The sequence below is a fragment of the Caballeronia sp. LZ032 genome, from assembly GCF_031451315.1.
Lineage (GTDB): Bacteria > Pseudomonadota > Gammaproteobacteria > Burkholderiales > Burkholderiaceae > Caballeronia.
Map to the genome: position 1 here is coordinate 1 of NZ_JARUXP010000015.1, position 14,321 is coordinate 14,321.

At 63.1% G+C, this 14,321-nt stretch carries 14 protein-coding genes; 6 read left to right on the top strand and 8 right to left on the bottom strand.

Annotation, left to right across the window (positions count from 1 at the left end):
• The 4 genes from QCE69_RS38890 to QCE69_RS38905 all read left to right on the top strand — a co-directional run.
• Window positions 1-1,436 (top strand): RHS repeat-associated core domain-containing protein (locus QCE69_RS38890; protein ID WP_309936092.1); only part of this gene is annotated, 1,436 nt, incomplete at its 5' end.
• 471 nt (window positions 1,437-1,907) lie between these two features.
• Entirely contained in the window at window positions 1,908-2,276 is a 369-nt protein-coding gene (locus QCE69_RS38895; RefSeq protein WP_309936093.1) for a hypothetical protein, read from the top strand.
• Between the two features lie 295 nt (window positions 2,277-2,571).
• On the top strand, window positions 2,572-3,414 hold the full coding sequence (locus QCE69_RS38900; protein ID WP_309921894.1) for a serine hydrolase: 843 nt from the start codon (window positions 2,572-2,574) through the stop codon (window positions 3,412-3,414).
• A gap of 24 nt (window positions 3,415-3,438) precedes the next feature.
• Window positions 3,439-3,789 carry a hypothetical protein gene (locus QCE69_RS38905; RefSeq protein ID WP_309921891.1) on the top strand — a complete coding sequence of 117 codons (351 nt, stop codon included), beginning with the start codon at window positions 3,439-3,441 and terminating at the stop codon, window positions 3,787-3,789.
• Window positions 3,790-3,799: 10 nt separating this feature from the next.
• Here QCE69_RS38905 and QCE69_RS38910 read toward each other — a convergent pair whose 3' ends face one another.
• The 3 genes from QCE69_RS38910 to QCE69_RS38920 form a co-directional block, all read right to left on the bottom strand.
• Window positions 3,800-5,041 (bottom strand): MFS transporter, encoded by a 1,242-nt coding sequence (locus tag QCE69_RS38910; RefSeq protein ID WP_309936094.1) that lies wholly within the window; start codon window positions 5,039-5,041, stop codon window positions 3,800-3,802.
• 97 nt (window positions 5,042-5,138) lie between these two features.
• A complete protein-coding gene (locus QCE69_RS38915; protein WP_309936095.1) occupies window positions 5,139-6,050 on the bottom strand; it encodes a LysR substrate-binding domain-containing protein in 912 nt (303 codons plus the stop codon).
• A 72-nt stretch (window positions 6,051-6,122) separates the two neighbouring features.
• The gene (locus tag QCE69_RS38920) at window positions 6,123-8,039 is read right to left on the bottom strand and encodes an AAA family ATPase (protein ID WP_309936096.1); all 1,917 of its coding nucleotides are present in this window, start codon (window positions 8,037-8,039) and stop codon (window positions 6,123-6,125) included.
• A 534-nt stretch (window positions 8,040-8,573) separates the two neighbouring features.
• Between QCE69_RS38920 and QCE69_RS38925 the strand changes: the two genes are divergently transcribed.
• Window positions 8,574-8,735 carry a DUF1328 family protein gene (locus QCE69_RS38925; RefSeq protein WP_035508907.1) on the top strand — a complete coding sequence of 54 codons (162 nt, stop codon included), beginning with the start codon at window positions 8,574-8,576 and terminating at the stop codon, window positions 8,733-8,735.
• Between the two features lie 71 nt (window positions 8,736-8,806).
• Here QCE69_RS38925 and QCE69_RS38930 read toward each other — a convergent pair whose 3' ends face one another.
• The 4 genes from QCE69_RS38930 to QCE69_RS38945 all read right to left on the bottom strand — a co-directional run bounded on the left by QCE69_RS38930 (window position 8,807) and on the right by QCE69_RS38945 (window position 11,628).
• Window positions 8,807-10,108, bottom strand: coding sequence for a sugar efflux transporter (locus QCE69_RS38930; RefSeq protein WP_309936097.1), 1,302 nt, complete (start codon window positions 10,106-10,108; stop codon window positions 8,807-8,809).
• A 177-nt stretch (window positions 10,109-10,285) separates the two neighbouring features.
• On the bottom strand, window positions 10,286-10,789 hold the full coding sequence (locus QCE69_RS38935; protein ID WP_309936098.1) for a DUF1993 domain-containing protein: 504 nt from the start codon (window positions 10,787-10,789) through the stop codon (window positions 10,286-10,288).
• A gap of 150 nt (window positions 10,790-10,939) precedes the next feature.
• Entirely contained in the window at window positions 10,940-11,179 is a 240-nt protein-coding gene (locus QCE69_RS38940; protein ID WP_309921876.1) for a hypothetical protein, read from the bottom strand.
• Window positions 11,180-11,181: 2 nt separating this feature from the next.
• Entirely contained in the window at window positions 11,182-11,628 is a 447-nt protein-coding gene (locus QCE69_RS38945; protein WP_309936099.1) for an SOS response-associated peptidase family protein, read from the bottom strand.
• 141 nt (window positions 11,629-11,769) lie between these two features.
• On the opposite strand from QCE69_RS38945, the gene QCE69_RS38950 reads away from it, so the two are divergent.
• Entirely contained in the window at window positions 11,770-12,078 is a 309-nt protein-coding gene (locus tag QCE69_RS38950; RefSeq protein ID WP_309936101.1) for a hypothetical protein, read from the top strand.
• 52 nt (window positions 12,079-12,130) lie between these two features.
• On the opposite strand, the gene QCE69_RS38955 is transcribed toward QCE69_RS38950, so the two are convergent.
• On the bottom strand, window positions 12,131-13,921 hold the full coding sequence (locus tag QCE69_RS38955) for a ShlB/FhaC/HecB family hemolysin secretion/activation protein (protein WP_309936102.1): 1,791 nt from the start codon (window positions 13,919-13,921) through the stop codon (window positions 12,131-12,133).
• Window positions 13,922-14,321 lie beyond the last annotated feature (400 nt).

Sequence of the window (14,321 nt, forward strand, 5' to 3'; positions counted from 1 at the left end):
CGCGCAAGCTGCAAACAGCCGATTCCGTGTTCGAGCAGACGCTCACGTACACGTATGACGCGCTGGGCGCGCCGCAATCCATCCAGATCGACGACAACGCACCGATCCGCTTCACGCGCGATATTGCGGGACGGCTGGCCAAAACACAGTTCAATGAAACCCTCGAACACGCCTACGAATACGATCATGCGGGACGCCTGACGCGTCATGCAACCCGGCGCGCAGGCTTGCACGACGACGACACGGACTTCCGCTATGACATCAGCGGCAATTTGATTGAACGCCGCGACAGCCGCTCCGGTAGCGATCAATTCAGCTACGACCCGCTCGGGCGCATTGTGGCGCATACCGATCCGATTGGGCGGCTGAAGTATTTCGCCTACGACGCCCACGGAGACCGCTTCAAGGTCGTACGTGACGACGAACGCGGACGAGAACTGCAGCACAACGATGGCGCGCGCTGGCTACTGGACGCGGCGGGCCAGATGGTGATACGCCAAGGCGGCGGACAGGGTGTGCAGCACTTCGAGTGGGATGCGTTCGGGAGGTTGGTGGGCTTCGAGAACACGCACAACGAGCGCTGGGCGTATCGCTATGACGCGCTGGGACGGCGCATCGGCAAGCGGGCGACCGAGGCGTGGCATGGAAAACATAGCCAGCACGGTTCGCAAACCTGGTTCCTGTGGGACGGCGATGCGATGGCGGGTGAGGTACGGAGCGCTTCGAACAAACACGACACAGCACGCTTCTATGCCTACCACCTGGGCAGCTTCGAGCCCCTGGCGATGCAGACAAAGTCCGCCTCATCGAAGCATCTTTACTTCTACCAAAACGACCCGAACGGCGCGCCAGTACGCCTGCGCATTACGAACGGCGAGATCGTATGGGAAGTACACTACGGCGTGACCGGCGAAGTCGATCGGGTCGAGACGGAGCGCATCGAGCAACCGATCCGGCTGCAAGGTCAATATGAAGACTATGAAAGTGGGCTGAGATATAACCGGCATCGGTACTTCGACCCGCAGACGGGCAGTTTTGTCTCTCGAGACCCTATCGGCTTGCTTGGCGGCCCGAATCCGTATCAATACGCACCGAATACCATAAGCTGGATTGATCCTTGGGGGTTGACTTGCTGGAGTGCTACCAGGAATAAGTCGCCCGTCAAGAATGCTTTCGATCATTGGACGAAACATGAGGGTGAGTTTCCCGAATTTAAAAATGCGAAGCAATATCTTGAAGGAACTCGAGAATTTACGAAATCGCCATCAACTGGTACTTTGATGAAAGCAAGGTCGAATGGTGAGAAAGTGTATTATGAGCCGTCAACAAATACTTTCGCCGTGACTCTTCCAGACGGCACGCCGAAAACCATGTTCAGGCCGAATCCGGCAGATCACGGCTTCCCAACGAACCTGGACTATTATCATGCGCAATAGTTGTCATTGCAGAGTATGCGGTTACGATCTATCATTTCTTCCGTGGGGAGATGACGGAAAGACTCCATCATGGGAGATATGTGATTGCTGCGGCACTGAATTCGGTTATGAAGATTGCACTCCAGAAAGCGCAAGAGCAAAACGGGCTAAGTGGATCTCGGGTGGAGAAAAATGGTTTAACGAAAAGAAAAAGCCGACGGTTTGGGATAGTGAGCGTCAGCTTTCACATGTGCCTGACGATTACAAATAAGTAATCGGGTGCCACAAATAAACGGAGAGCCGCTTGCGCGGCCTATCGTTCGTTTAAAGTGAAGCCAAGCAACATGTTATAAGATCTTTTGCCAATATGGCCTGAAAAACTTACTTGCGAGGATTGAGCGTCAAGAAAGCGGGGCGCTGAATCGGCCTGGACACCACACATCATCACATCATTACATATTCACTCCCTTTCGGATAAATGAAAAAGACAGAATGGTAGGAGAACAGAATCCTATGGCGTGCAGAGAAGCTTCATCTGCGTTCTCATCTATGGAGCACTTTCTTCGTCAGGAGAAGGAAGCAGCCAGCAATATGGAGAAGTTGCTTGATTCCCATGGAAGGTCTTTGATCATTTTTTGCCAAGAAAATAACACATGGACAGTCGTTGCTGATCAATTTTCGGTGGGTGTGATTGAAGGAGTTCTATCTGTGATCGATCTCGATTCATTGGGAAATTTATGCACAGGCAACCCTGACAATCTGTCGCCGGAGAAATTAAAGATGAGCGCTGAGTACATTAAGGTAGGGGAGAATGGACGCGAATTCTGGACCCTCCAGGGAATAGTCACTTTTCTCTATTGAATATTCTAAAAATTTTTCCAATATCTTTGCTCTGAAAATGAGCCATCTTGCAACGAATCGACTTGAGCGAGTGTGAATCGACTGGAAGCATCGGCGGAGGCGCATCGGCCGGGCAACCTGAAGGCTTTCTCTCCGAGTCCAGAAGGTTGAAGATTCCCTTAAACCACGCCCTTAAGTCCCACTTAAGCCTCGCCCCTTACGGTAGCGTGCTTCCCGCTTGTCGCCGCTTCCGCCGCCACCTCCATGCCGTCGCCCTTGCATACCCCTTCCCACCCGACGCGTAACTGAACGCGTCATGATCCGATTCCACCTCGTCTTCTTCATCTTCCTTTTCGCGAGTCTCGTGCCGCTCATTGCGCACGCGAAGCGCGCCGTCTCAAAACCGCTTGTGCACGCACGCGCCGCCATCGCCGTGGATCTCGCCACGGGCCGCACGCTGTACGCGCGCCACGCCGACCGGCGCCTGCCGATCGCCTCGCTGACCAAGCTGCTCACGGCCATGGTCGTCCTCGACTCGAAGCGTTCCCTCATCAAGCCCGCGCGCATCACCGATGCCGATGTCGACCGCCTCAAGTGGTCGCGCTCGCGCCTGCCGGTGGGCTCGCTGCTGCTGCGCCGGACGATGCTGCACATTGCGTTGATGTCGTCGGAGAACCGGGCGGCGTTCGCGCTGAGCCGAGACTATCCGGGCGGACGTCCTGGCTTCGTGCGCGCGATGAACCGCACCGCGAAGCGTCTGCACATGCAGCGCAGCCATTTCGTCGATCCGACGGGCCTGTCGCCGCACAACGTCTCGACGGCGCGCGACCTCACCAAGCTGGCCCGCGCGGCGTATCGCTATTCGACCATCCGCGACTATGCGACCTCGCATCACAAGCTCGTGCTCGGCGGCGCGGGGCCGCTGATGTATCGCAACACGGATCCGCTGGTGTACAACGCGGCATGGCGCGTCGGCCTGCAGAAGACCGGCTTTACGAACGAGGCGGGGCATTGCCTCATCGTGATCGCGCCGGTGCATGGGCGGCAGGTCGTGTTCGTGATTCTCGGCGCACCTGACGCGCACGCGCACGTCCAGGATGCCGTGAACCTGCGCAGCTGGTTAATGAAAAACGCGAACCACGCGGCGCGTCGCCGTTGAACGCGCCACCCCGGAGAGCTCCCGATGAAAACGCGGCATGTCGTATCGATGATCGGCTTGTGCATCATGATCGCGGCGTGCTCGCGTCAAGACAGCGTGTTCGCGCGCTCGCCGGTGTTCAGGGAACGCACGGCGGCGAAGGTGTCCGAGGTGGCGGAGTGCATCGCCGCGCGCTGGAAGAACGGCACGCGCGAGTTCAGCCGCGTGAAGCACGACGGCGCCGTCCGGTTGCGCGCGGAGACCTACTTCAAGGGCGTGACCATCGGCGTGAGCGTGCGGCAGGACGCGGGCTCGACACTCGTCGAATACTTCGAGCGGCGCGTCGCCGATCCGCTTTACGCGACGATGGTGCGCGGCTGCCTGAATCCGTCGTAAGCCGATACGCTCACGCCGTGGCGAGCGAGTCGCCGGTGAGCGGACGGTCGTCGATCGGAAAGTGCAGCAGCGCCGCGACCAGGCCCGCGACGGCCGTGGCGCCCCAGATCAGCGAGTAGGACCCGGTGGTGTCGAACACATAGCCGCCGAGCCATGCGCCGAGAAACGAGCCCAGCTGATGGCTCAGGAACACGACACCGAACAGCGTCCCGAGATGGCGCGTGCCGAACACCTTCGCGATCAGGCCATTGGTGAGCGGCACGGTGCCGAGCCAAGTCAGGCCCATGACGGCGGCGAACAGCACCACTGAGACGCTCGTCGTCGGCAACAGCACGAACAGCGCGATGGTGCCGCCGCGGATCAGATAGAGCCACGCCAGCACATGATGTTGCCGCCAGCGTCCGCCGAGCCAGCCGCATCCCCAACTGCCGATCATGTTGAAGAAGCCGATGAGCGCGAGCGCCGTCGCGCCGAGTCCCACCGGCATGTGACAGAGCAGCAGATAGCCGGGCAGGTGCGTCGCGATGAACGCGAGCTGGAAGCCGCAGGTGAAGAAGCCGAGCGTCAGCAGCCGGTAGCCGCGATGGCGCGCCGCGTAAGCCAGTGTCTCGCGCAGCGGCAATGCCGCGGGCTGCGTCTGAACCTGCCCCTTGCGCCTCCGGCTGGCGCGATCCAGCACGATGCCCAGCGGCGCGATCAGCAGCAGCGCGAAGGCGAGCGCATACATCGATGCCGGTACGCCCGCATGCACGCGCACGGCCTGCGCGAACGGCACCATCAGCACTTGCCCGAGCGAGCCGCCCGCGCTGGCGAGACCCATCGCGAGGCTGCGGGTTTCCGGCGAGGCTACGCGTCCCACCGTCGCGAGCACCACGCCGAAGCTCGTGCAACTGATGCCGATGCCGACCAGCAGCCCGAGCCCGAGCATCAACATCCAGCCCGAGGTCGCCGCGCCCGCGATGGCAAGTCCGCAGGCGAAGGTCGCGGCGCCGAAGGCGACGACAGGGGCAGCGCCGTAGCGATCGGCGGCGGCGCCCGCGAACGGCTGCGCGAAGCCCCAGACGAGGTTGTGCAGCGCAATGGCAAAGGCGATCAGCGTGACCGGCAGGCCGCGATCGAAGGAAAACGGGCCGATGAACAGCCCGAAGGTCTGACGCACGCCCATGGCGGCGCTCAGGATCAGGCCGGCCGCGCCGATCAGCGCCCAGGCCGCGATGCGGGTGCGTTTTGCATCGAATGAAAGTGACGACATGGACGGTGTTCCTCCTTGCCGGGCATCGTCGCAGGCGCACGGGCGTGCTGACAAACGAAAAGTTTTCGCCGGCGGTTGAGCGCAGTTCAACCCAGGTTCAACCGCGCGGCTCGCTCGGGTCGAATCCGGCCGCCTGCTCGATCAGCCAGGCCTTGAACGCGGCGAGATCGGCGCGCTCGCCGGCCTGCGGCGTGTCGCACAGCCAGTAGGCGGTCTGCGTTTCGACCACCTTCTCCGATGCCTGCACCAGCGTGCCCTGCGCCAGTTCGCGCTCGACCAGCGGCAGCCGGCCGATCACCACGCCCAGTCCGGCTGCCGCCGCCTCGAAGCCCAGTTGCACGGTGTCGAAGCGCAGGCCCCCGTGCAGATCGAGCCCCGCCATGCCCGCGCCATCGAGCCACGCCTGCCAGTCCTGGCTGGCGGTATCGACGTGGATCAGTGTCGCGCGCGTGAGATCCGGTGCGTCGCCGCTGGCGGCGAGCATCGCGCGGTATGCGGGGCTGCACAGCGGCACGAGCCGCTCGCCGAACAGGCGCAGCCACGCGGCGCCGTCCACCGGGCCGCGGCTCAGGCGCAGGCCGAAATCGAAGCCATCGACGGGAAAGCCCGCCTGCCGCCGCGACGTATCGATGCTCACGTCGATTTCGGGCCAGCGCGCACGGAAATCGCCGAGACGCGGCACCAGCCAGCGGGCGGCGAGCGTCGGCGCGCAGGTGACGGAGATGGAGCGGCGGTTGCGCCGGTCGGGCAGCGAACGGGTGCCGATGGCGATCAGCGAAAACGCCTCGGCGATATACGGAAGATAGAGCTCGCCGGCCGCGCTGAGCGACAGGCCGCGCGGCTCGCGCACGAACAGTTCGACGCCGAGCATGTCCTCCAGCGCGCCGATGCCGTGACTCACGGCGCCCGGCGTCACGTTCAGTTCGGCGGCGGCGAGCTTGAAGCTGCGATGACGCGCGGCGCACTCGAAGAGGCGCAGCGCATTGAGCGGAGGCAGGCGAAGGGGCATGGAAGACCGGGAGCGACGGCGTTGCCGCCTAGTGTGCCATCGCTCCGGGCGGGCCGCCCGCCGATGCGGCGCTTACGCCGCCAGCGCTTCGTCGTCGCTTTCGAGATTGGCGAGCGAATCCGCATGCTCGCGGATCAGCCGGTACACCGTTTCGCCCGGCACGGTCTCCTCGTCGAGCAACTGCTCGGCGATCGACCGCAGGACCGGCGCGTTCGCCTGCAACAGCGCGAAACACGCATCGTTGAGCTCGTGCAGCAGCGCGTTCGCGTGTTCGATCGAGTTCTTCAGTTGCAGCCCCGCGTACTGCTGCGGCAGCGCCGCGAGACTGAAGAGGTTGCCGTCGCTGTTGAAGCCGTGCTTCGACACCATGTCGAGCCCGATGCGCGACGCTTCCTGCAAGTCATGTGCGGCGCCGCTCGATGCTTCGTTGAACATCAGCAGTTCGGCGTTGCGTCCGCCGAGCAGCACCTGGATCTCGTTGCGCAATTCCGTCTCGCGATACAGATGCTTGTCCTGCATCTTTGTGATCAGCGCGACGCCAAGCGCGCCGCCGCGCGGCAGGATCGTGACTTCCTCCAGCACGCCGGTGCCGAGCAGCGCCGCCACGAGTCCATGGCCCGCCTCGTGCACCGCAATGCGCGTGCGTTCGTCGTCGGACAGCGCGCGTTCCGCGCCGTTGATGTCGCCGATCCGCGCGATCTTGATTGCTTCCAGGAAGTGCGCGGCCGCGACTTCCCGGGTGCCGGCCTTGCGCGCGACGAGGCCCGCCTGGTTGACGATCATCGAGAGCGACGCCGGCGAGAGACCCGTCGTGAGCCGCGCGAGCTGTTCGAAGTCGATGTCGTCGCTCTTCTTTTTCAGGCTGTCCGCATAGAAGCGCAGAATCTCGGAGCGGTCTTCGAGGCTCGGCAGGCGCACCTGCACCGTGCGGTCGAAGCGGCCGGGACGGCGCAGCGCTTCGTCGAGATTGTCCGGATGGTTGGTCGCCGCGACGATGATCACGCCTTCATTCGACGCAAAACCGTCCATCTCCGCGAGCAGCTGGTTGATGATGCGGTTGCTTTCCGCCTCGACCGGGCCGCCGCCCGTGTCGGTGCGCTTGCCGAGGCCGTCGGCTTCGTCGATGAAGATGACGGTCGGCGCATTCTTGCGCGCCAGTTCGAACAGATGCTTGACCTTCTGGATGCCGACGCCGTAGTACTTCGCGCTGAAGTAACTGCCCGTGATGGCGATGAAGTTCGCGCCGCATTCGCCCGCCAGCGCCTGCGCCAGCCGCGTCTTGCCGACGCCCGGACCGCCCGTCATCAGGATGCCGCACGGCGCGCGCACGCCCATGCCGGTGAACTGCGCGGGCTCGGAAAGCCAGGCGCGGACGTCGGTGAGCGCGGCTTTCGCCTCGCCGGCGCCGATCACGTCGTCGAAGCGCAGCGTCGGCGACTTGCCGAGCAACTGCGCGCCGCCGCGCATCTCGCGGCGCATGAACCACAGCAGGCCGCCGATCATCAGCAGCGGCAGCAGCAGGCTCAGCGCATCGCGCGAGCGGTCGAACATTTCGCTCCATTGCGCCGTGCCCGTGCGTACCTCCGCGTCCGGCAGCCAGACCAGCTGATAGGGCGTGGCGCTGCCGGGCTTCAGGTCGCCGAGCAGCAGGGAATTCGAGAACGCGCCGTTGTGATCGGCGACATAGTATTTGTCGCCCTTGAGCGTCGAGACGAGGATCGCCTCGCGGCTCACGCCGATGGCGGCCACCTGGCCGGCGCGGATATCGGCGAGCATGGCGGAGGCATCCTTCTCCTGATGCGACCACGCCGACGCGTCATGCCGCATCTGGTGCGCGACGCCGGTCAGGGCAGCGGCCGAGGGCGCTGCGAGGCGCTGTTCGTGCCGCCAATGGACAAAGCCCACGGTGGCCACGAGCGCGACGGCAAGCACGCCGCACGCGACAAGGCGGCCGACGCGCGACCGCAGCGAATTCCTTACCGATTTCATCAATTCGTTCCTAATGGGGCCGCGAGGGCGCCGCACTCAAAGCTTTCGTCGGGGACTGTGACATCCGGGCGTGCCGGACTCGTGCTCACGGTGGCGGGATGCCTGCCGTACGCGCCAGGACTCGTATCGCGCTTCAGATGGCAAGGCGATCGACCTTGAACCGCAGATCGTCAACCATGCGGGCATGGCCCTGTTCGGGAGGCTCCGCTGGAATGGCGCCCGTATTGCATGACCATTCATTAACGCGGAACGGCACGAGGGACGGGAGCGGGCCCGCGCCTTGTCGATTTAACGTCCTGTTTTTATTTAACGGCAAACGGTCCGCGTAAGTTAACGGCCGTTGGCAGGCGGGCGCTCCACGCTCGCAAATCGATGCAGGTTCGATGGCGTACGCAAGGGCGAGCCAAGGATAGCACGGCAAAACTGTCCGCTCCATCCGGTAAGGAATACTGCTTGCTTGTCCATGATTTGCTACAGGCACGATCCGTGCGACAGGCGAAGCGCGGAACATTCGATAACCCGGGAGATACCGTCATGCTCTACTACGCGCTGGTCTTCTTCATCATCGCGATCATCGCCGCGGCGCTTGGCTTCGGCGGCATTGCCGCGGGAGCGGCAAGCATCGCGAAGATCCTGTTCTTCATCTTCCTCGTGATCTTCCTCGTCACGCTGGTGATGGGCCTGATGAGGCGATGACGCTTCGGCTGGCCAGCGTCGTGTCCGCGCCATGCGGCACGACGTTTTTTTTGTCCGGATTTCCCCTTCTTTCATTTCGCCAACCGTTCGCTTCGACGCGCCTTCCAGTACCGATGCGCGCGCCTCGCATAGTCCGCGAACGGCGGATTGATGAACAGCACCCATGCGCCCAGCGTCAATGCGCCGCACACGAGAAACGTGCCGCGATAGCCCAGCGCCGCGACCAGCACACCCGATAGCACGCCGGACAGGATCGAGCCGACGCGCGATGCATTGAAGAACAAGGCAGTCGCGGCGCCCGGGCTGCGCGGCATCAGGTCCTGCATGTAGGTCATGCCGAGGCAGGACGTCACCGACACCACGAAGGCGCTGAACGCTTGCATCGGAATCAGGATATGAATGCCGGGCGACGCCGCCACCGCGACGAAGTACACCATGTGCACGGCGGCGCTGGCGGCGAGCCAGCGCTGTTTGTCGAGACGCGAGCCGCGCGCGCCGAGCGCGAGCATCATCGGGATTTCGAGGAAGGCGCCGAGACCCAGCATGATGGACACGTCGATGCGCGTGCCGTGCATGCCGTGCACGACATAGAGCGGCAGCACGATCATGGTCGCACTGGCGGCGAGACCGATGAGCGTCAGCGCCACCGTGGCGCGCCAGATGTCCGAGCGCGGATGTGAGATGCCGGCATGCGGCGGCGCGAGCGTTTCGGTATCGGGCGCGGTGACTTCCAGCAGCGACGACGGATCGCCGGCGTAATGCGCGGGTGCGCTGTGCGGGTCGCCCTTCGGTGAATCGTGCATGCGCCAGACGATCACACCGCATGCCGCGAAGCAGGCCGCCGCGAACAGGAAGAGGCCGTAGAAGCCCGCGCCCGCCAGCACCAGCGCGCCCACCGACGGACCGAACACCCATGCCATGGAAAGTACCGTGCGCAGCGTGGCGAGCGCGAAGGCGCGCTGGGCTTCGTCTTCGATGGGCAGCGCGGAGCGCGCGAAGGAGAACACCAGCGACATGGCCGCGCCGCCCGCGCCGAGGAACGCGATGCCGATGCTCATCAGCCCCGCGTAGTTGCGCACCAGGCACAGCAGCAGGAAGCCGAGCGCCGATGCAATCAACGCCGCCAGCAACAACTCGCGATGATGTCCGCGACGGTCCGTCCATTTGCCCGCGAAGGCGCTCGTCACGACGCCGCTCGCCGCGATCATCGTCATGAAGAGGCCGAGTTGCAGCGGCGTCATGCCCGCCTGCTCGACGCTGAAGAGCGATAGATAGGGCGCGGTGAACGACATGGCGATGCCCAGCATCAGCGTCGCCGCGGAGAGCGGCAGGAAAAACGGAATGCGGGTGAGGCTGAGCAGGCGGGCGTTCATCGGGCGGGGAAGGGTGGGCCGTGGCGTTCAAAGCGTTTGAAGCGTGCAGGGCCCGCAAGCGATGTTCCGCGCACTTGGCAGGGCAGAGACTTGCGGGCCAGTGCGCAGTGTGCCCATCGCCGGGCGGTTTTGCTGTAACAAAATATTTGGCGGTGCTTCACGGCAGGGTCACGCGTCTTACTCGTCGATGGCACTCACCTTGCCGATGAAATCCAGCTTCCTGACATCGACCCCATTGGCGCGCAAGATCGCATACGCCATCGCGACGTGGAAGTACACGTTTGGAATCACGATCTGCAACAGGTAGTTCTCGCCCGACAGTGTGCCCGGCACCCACGATACCTTAACGATCCGGCTGGCCGCGTCATCGTATTGACTTGCCGCCACGCTCCCGACGAACGCGAGTGTCTTGCGGATGCGTTCGCGCGCTTCGGCAAGCGTCTGTTCGTTGTCTTCGTGCCGCGGCGGCTGCTGTCCGGAAAGATAGGCAGCGCCGCCCTTGAGATAGTCGCAGGCGCTCTGGATCTGATACAGCAATCCCGCCATGTCGGGCGCGAGCCGTGTCGAGAGCAACACGGCGACATCGAACTTCTTCGCCTGCGCGAAGCGTTCGGCGCGGTCCAGATAAGTGTCCATCGTCCTGACTGCTTCCGCGCACTGCGCGATAGCCAGTGCATACATTGCCGTTCTCCCGTAACAGAGGTTCGCAGGGGCTTAAGGAGACACCACTCCAGTTGATTAGTGCGTTTGTAACTGATGTCTGCCGGACAACATCATCCATTGCGGACGAGGTGCTCACCAGGAATCGAACGTCACCCGGCTAACGCGTCGTTAGATCAACCATGGCTGACTCGTGCCGTCAGCGCTTGGCTTGGGTTTGCGGGGCGGCATTGGCGCCGCTTCGGCCATCATCGCGCCCGCCGGATAAAGGGTGAGAAAGGAGCGCGCCTCGTCGGTCGATCTGCACGACAACCAGTCCTGATAGGCGTCGGGGCGCACGATCACGACGCTGCGCTTCTCGTCACCGGGCTTGTGAAACCGCGACATGAGCGGGTGATCCTGCGCGTTCACTGTCAACATGGTGAAACTGAGCGCTGTGCCTTCGGGTCATCCCATTCGCGCCACAGACCCGCGATCGCCAGCGGTGAGCCGTCTGCCATGCCGATGCGCCACCGTACCGCTTTGCCCGTCTCATAGCTCGGCTCGTAGAAGCCGATACACGGGATCAGGCACAGTTGCAGCTTCTTCCATGCGCCGCTGAAGCTCCGTCTTTCGCCGACTGTCTCGGCGCGCGCGTTCATGGTGTCGAAGACCTTGACGTTCTCGGGAATGTGCTTGCGCGGCACGATGCCGAAGCTGGCCGGACTGGTCATGGGCGCGCCGTCGAGCCGGCGGAAGATCGGCGCCGCATAGTCCTTATAGACCTCGTCGCGGTAGTCAAAATCAGGCTGCGGAAACTCGCTGAAGGCCGGGAAGCCCGCCCAGCGGGTTTTGTCGCCTACTTTGTAGCTCGTGCACATGCGTCCCCCGGGTCAGATTCATTTACGCAGTGGGCCCGACCCGAGCACAGCGACATACTGTTCATCCATACAGTATGTCACCCCGATGATGAACCCCTCCGAATTGCCCGACTATCGCTTGCCGGCGTTGATCCGCTTCCGATGGCCAAGCTGCGCGCGCTACAGGAGCAATATCGCGAGCGGCCCATCACGCGGGCCGTGCTGCTCGACCTGATCCGCAGCCGCCTGGTGCTCAACGACCTGTGCAACCAGATCGACCCGATCGAGGCGTCGATCCGGCGGCGCATGCGCGAGCTGGAAACCGAATGGCGGCAGATGAAAAAGCTCGAAGCCCGCATGCTGGCGGAAAAGGAGCGCGTCGGTACGATCGTGGAACGGGTCAAAGATCCGTATGCGCCGGTGGACATGCGAGAGATGAGCTTTCACAACAGCCCGGCCTCGAGCAAGTAGCGTGGCGCTCATCAAGGCACGTTGAGGCGGGACACCACGCGTCCCGGACGCCTCAGAGTTGCGCCGTCACCTGAAAACCGAACGTCACGCGCGCCGTGACGAGCGACGCCGGCTTATGGATCGGCGTCGCGGCGAACAGGTCGTAACTCAAACCGCCGGCGTTGAACGGAACGCCGCCGCGGATCCCGATCACGGCGCCGACCAACTGCGTGCTGGCCAGAAACGCCGTATTCGGCCCGAAAACCCGCCCATAGTCGACACCGGTGTAAAGCGACTGGCGAGTTTGTCCGAGCGGCGCCTGCACCTCATTGCGCCAGTAGAAACCGCGTTCGGCCGCGAGCATCTGCGCGCCGTCGAAGCCGCGCACGGTGTAGTGGCTGCCGATCGCGAGGTCGTCGACGTAGAACAGCCGATCAGCCGAGTACTGGCCGCGAAAGCTCGTCACATAGCGCAAGGGCTGTCCCGCCAGGACGAACGGCATGGAGAGGTTGAGATCGAGCACGGCCATCCGGTAGCGATACGTCGGGCCGCTTGGCTGGCTCGTCGAGGTAGCCGGAATCTGCGGAAGCGGCGCCGGGTCGGGCGTTGCACCGAGGCCGCCCACGCCTTGCCGGTAGCCGAGCGAGGCGTCAAGCTGCGCGCCGCCGAAGTAGTGCCGGTCCGTCAGCCCGGCCTCGATGAACGTATTATTGCGACGCTGGATCTCGATCTCGGTGTCGTTGATGAAGCTCGCGCCGAACCGCTTCGACAGCTGCACATAGGCCCCGAGCACGTCACTCTGAGACCGCCGTAGCACGCGCGCGATTCTGATCCCCGCTGTCTGCGTGTTGCCACTTGAGACGAAGGTTTGCGCGACGCCCGCGATCTGCTGGTAGTACGTGCTCGAATAGCCGAACAGCGACGCCGTCCAGTAGCTCCACGGCACCGCATACGAGCCGGTGAAGCCGTGCGAGCCGAGTCCCTTGTCGTCGAAGTAAAGGTCTTGCGACGCGCCGACGGTCAGGACGTCGTTCAGCCCGAACGGGTTGTCCAGGCCGAGGCTGACATTGCCTTGAAGTTTGCCGGTCGCGCGGCTGCCCGAATTGTCGATCGAGGCGACGAGCGTCCACGGCTTCGAGCGCTTGAGCGAAATCAGAATGTCGCTCTCACCGGGCCGCTCGGTCGGCTCGATTCTCATGTCGGCGTCCTGGCTCGCGGGCCGCTTCATCTGCTCGATGCCTTGCTCAAGCGCACGCACGTCGAGCAGGTCGCCCGGCCGTGCGGGATACGCAGAGCGCCAAGACGCCCGCGTGACGGGTTCAACGAAACGAATCTCGCGAATCACGCCGGGCATGAGCGCGAACGACAACGTACCGCTTGCGATGTCCTGCTCGGGCACGAGCACCCGCGTTGTCACGTAGCCGCGGCTTAGTATCGCCTGCTGCAAACCCTTCGTGAGCACCGCGATTCCCTCGCGCCCGACGCATTGCCCGCGATAGTGATCCGCCCACTCACGCGCGAATGCGAAGTGATCGAACGGCAACGCCGATGCACCTTGCGCGCGCGCGTTGTCGGATAGCGTATCCGGGACCATCAACGCGAAAGTGTCGATGCGATAGCACTGCGCTTCGTGCGGCAAGTCGGGATAGGCCGTGACCGCCGGCACCGTCGAGCGCACGACCGGCGCGCGCACGGCCGCGTCACGCTGCTGCGCTTCGCGCTGCTGTTGGACCTGCTGGCTCTGCTCGGCGTTGGCGCGTACGGCCGTCGCTTCGTCCGCGATCGCCGGAGCCTGCTGTGCATGACTGGCGAATGACACAAGGGCGGTAAGGGGAAGGGCCGTCAGGCGGTTGTTTACCTTCATGTGGCTTGTTCGGACTAAGAAACCTGGCGCGCGGCGAGGCAAAGACATCGAGGTCGCGCATCCCTTGGGATACGCGAGAACTACTTTAGCGAAGCGGCGTCGGACACGTAACAAGCAATGTCCGAAATACAAGGTCAGACGCTAATCGATCACTCCAGCCCTACGGAGATGTTTTGGAAGGAGGCAGACATGTAGGACTAGCGACACCAAAAACAAGGGAAGTCCGATCGAGAGCAACGCCGTAACGTCTCCTAGATCAAACATGATTCTGCATAAGCCAGCCGTTATGAACCCATAGAGGACACTCGAACCAACAGCTATGCTGCCAACTATCGTAATCGTGCGCTCTGCCGCGAGAATGCTTCGCCAATTCATTTGAACCAAGGACCAAAGCTTTTAG

Bases quoted from the DNA above. Each gene is read 5' to 3' on its own strand.
- QCE69_RS38905 (WP_309921891.1), top strand. From the start codon at position 3,439: ATGAAAACGCGGCATGTCGTATCGATGATCGGCTTGTGCATCATGATC.
- QCE69_RS38910 (WP_309936094.1), bottom strand. From the start codon at position 5,041: ATGTCGTCACTTTCATTCGATGCAAAACGCACCCGCATCGCGGCCTGG.
- QCE69_RS38895 (WP_309936093.1), top strand. From the start codon at position 1,908: ATGGTAGGAGAACAGAATCCTATGGCGTGCAGAGAAGCTTCATCTGCG.
- QCE69_RS38950 (WP_309936101.1), top strand. From the start codon at position 11,770: ATGGCCAAGCTGCGCGCGCTACAGGAGCAATATCGCGAGCGGCCCATC.
- QCE69_RS38945 (WP_309936099.1), bottom strand. From the start codon at position 11,628: ATGTGCACGAGCTACAAAGTAGGCGACAAAACCCGCTGGGCGGGCTTC.
- QCE69_RS38925 (WP_035508907.1), top strand. From the start codon at position 8,574: ATGCTCTACTACGCGCTGGTCTTCTTCATCATCGCGATCATCGCCGCG.
- QCE69_RS38900 (WP_309921894.1), top strand. From the start codon at position 2,572: ATGATCCGATTCCACCTCGTCTTCTTCATCTTCCTTTTCGCGAGTCTC.
- QCE69_RS38920 (WP_309936096.1), bottom strand. From the start codon at position 8,039: ATGAAATCGGTAAGGAATTCGCTGCGGTCGCGCGTCGGCCGCCTTGTC.
- QCE69_RS38930 (WP_309936097.1), bottom strand. From the start codon at position 10,108: ATGAACGCCCGCCTGCTCAGCCTCACCCGCATTCCGTTTTTCCTGCCG.
- QCE69_RS38915 (WP_309936095.1), bottom strand. From the start codon at position 6,050: ATGCCCCTTCGCCTGCCTCCGCTCAATGCGCTGCGCCTCTTCGAGTGC.
- QCE69_RS38955 (WP_309936102.1), bottom strand. From the start codon at position 13,921: ATGAAGGTAAACAACCGCCTGACGGCCCTTCCCCTTACCGCCCTTGTG.
- QCE69_RS38935 (WP_309936098.1), bottom strand. From the start codon at position 10,789: ATGTATGCACTGGCTATCGCGCAGTGCGCGGAAGCAGTCAGGACGATG.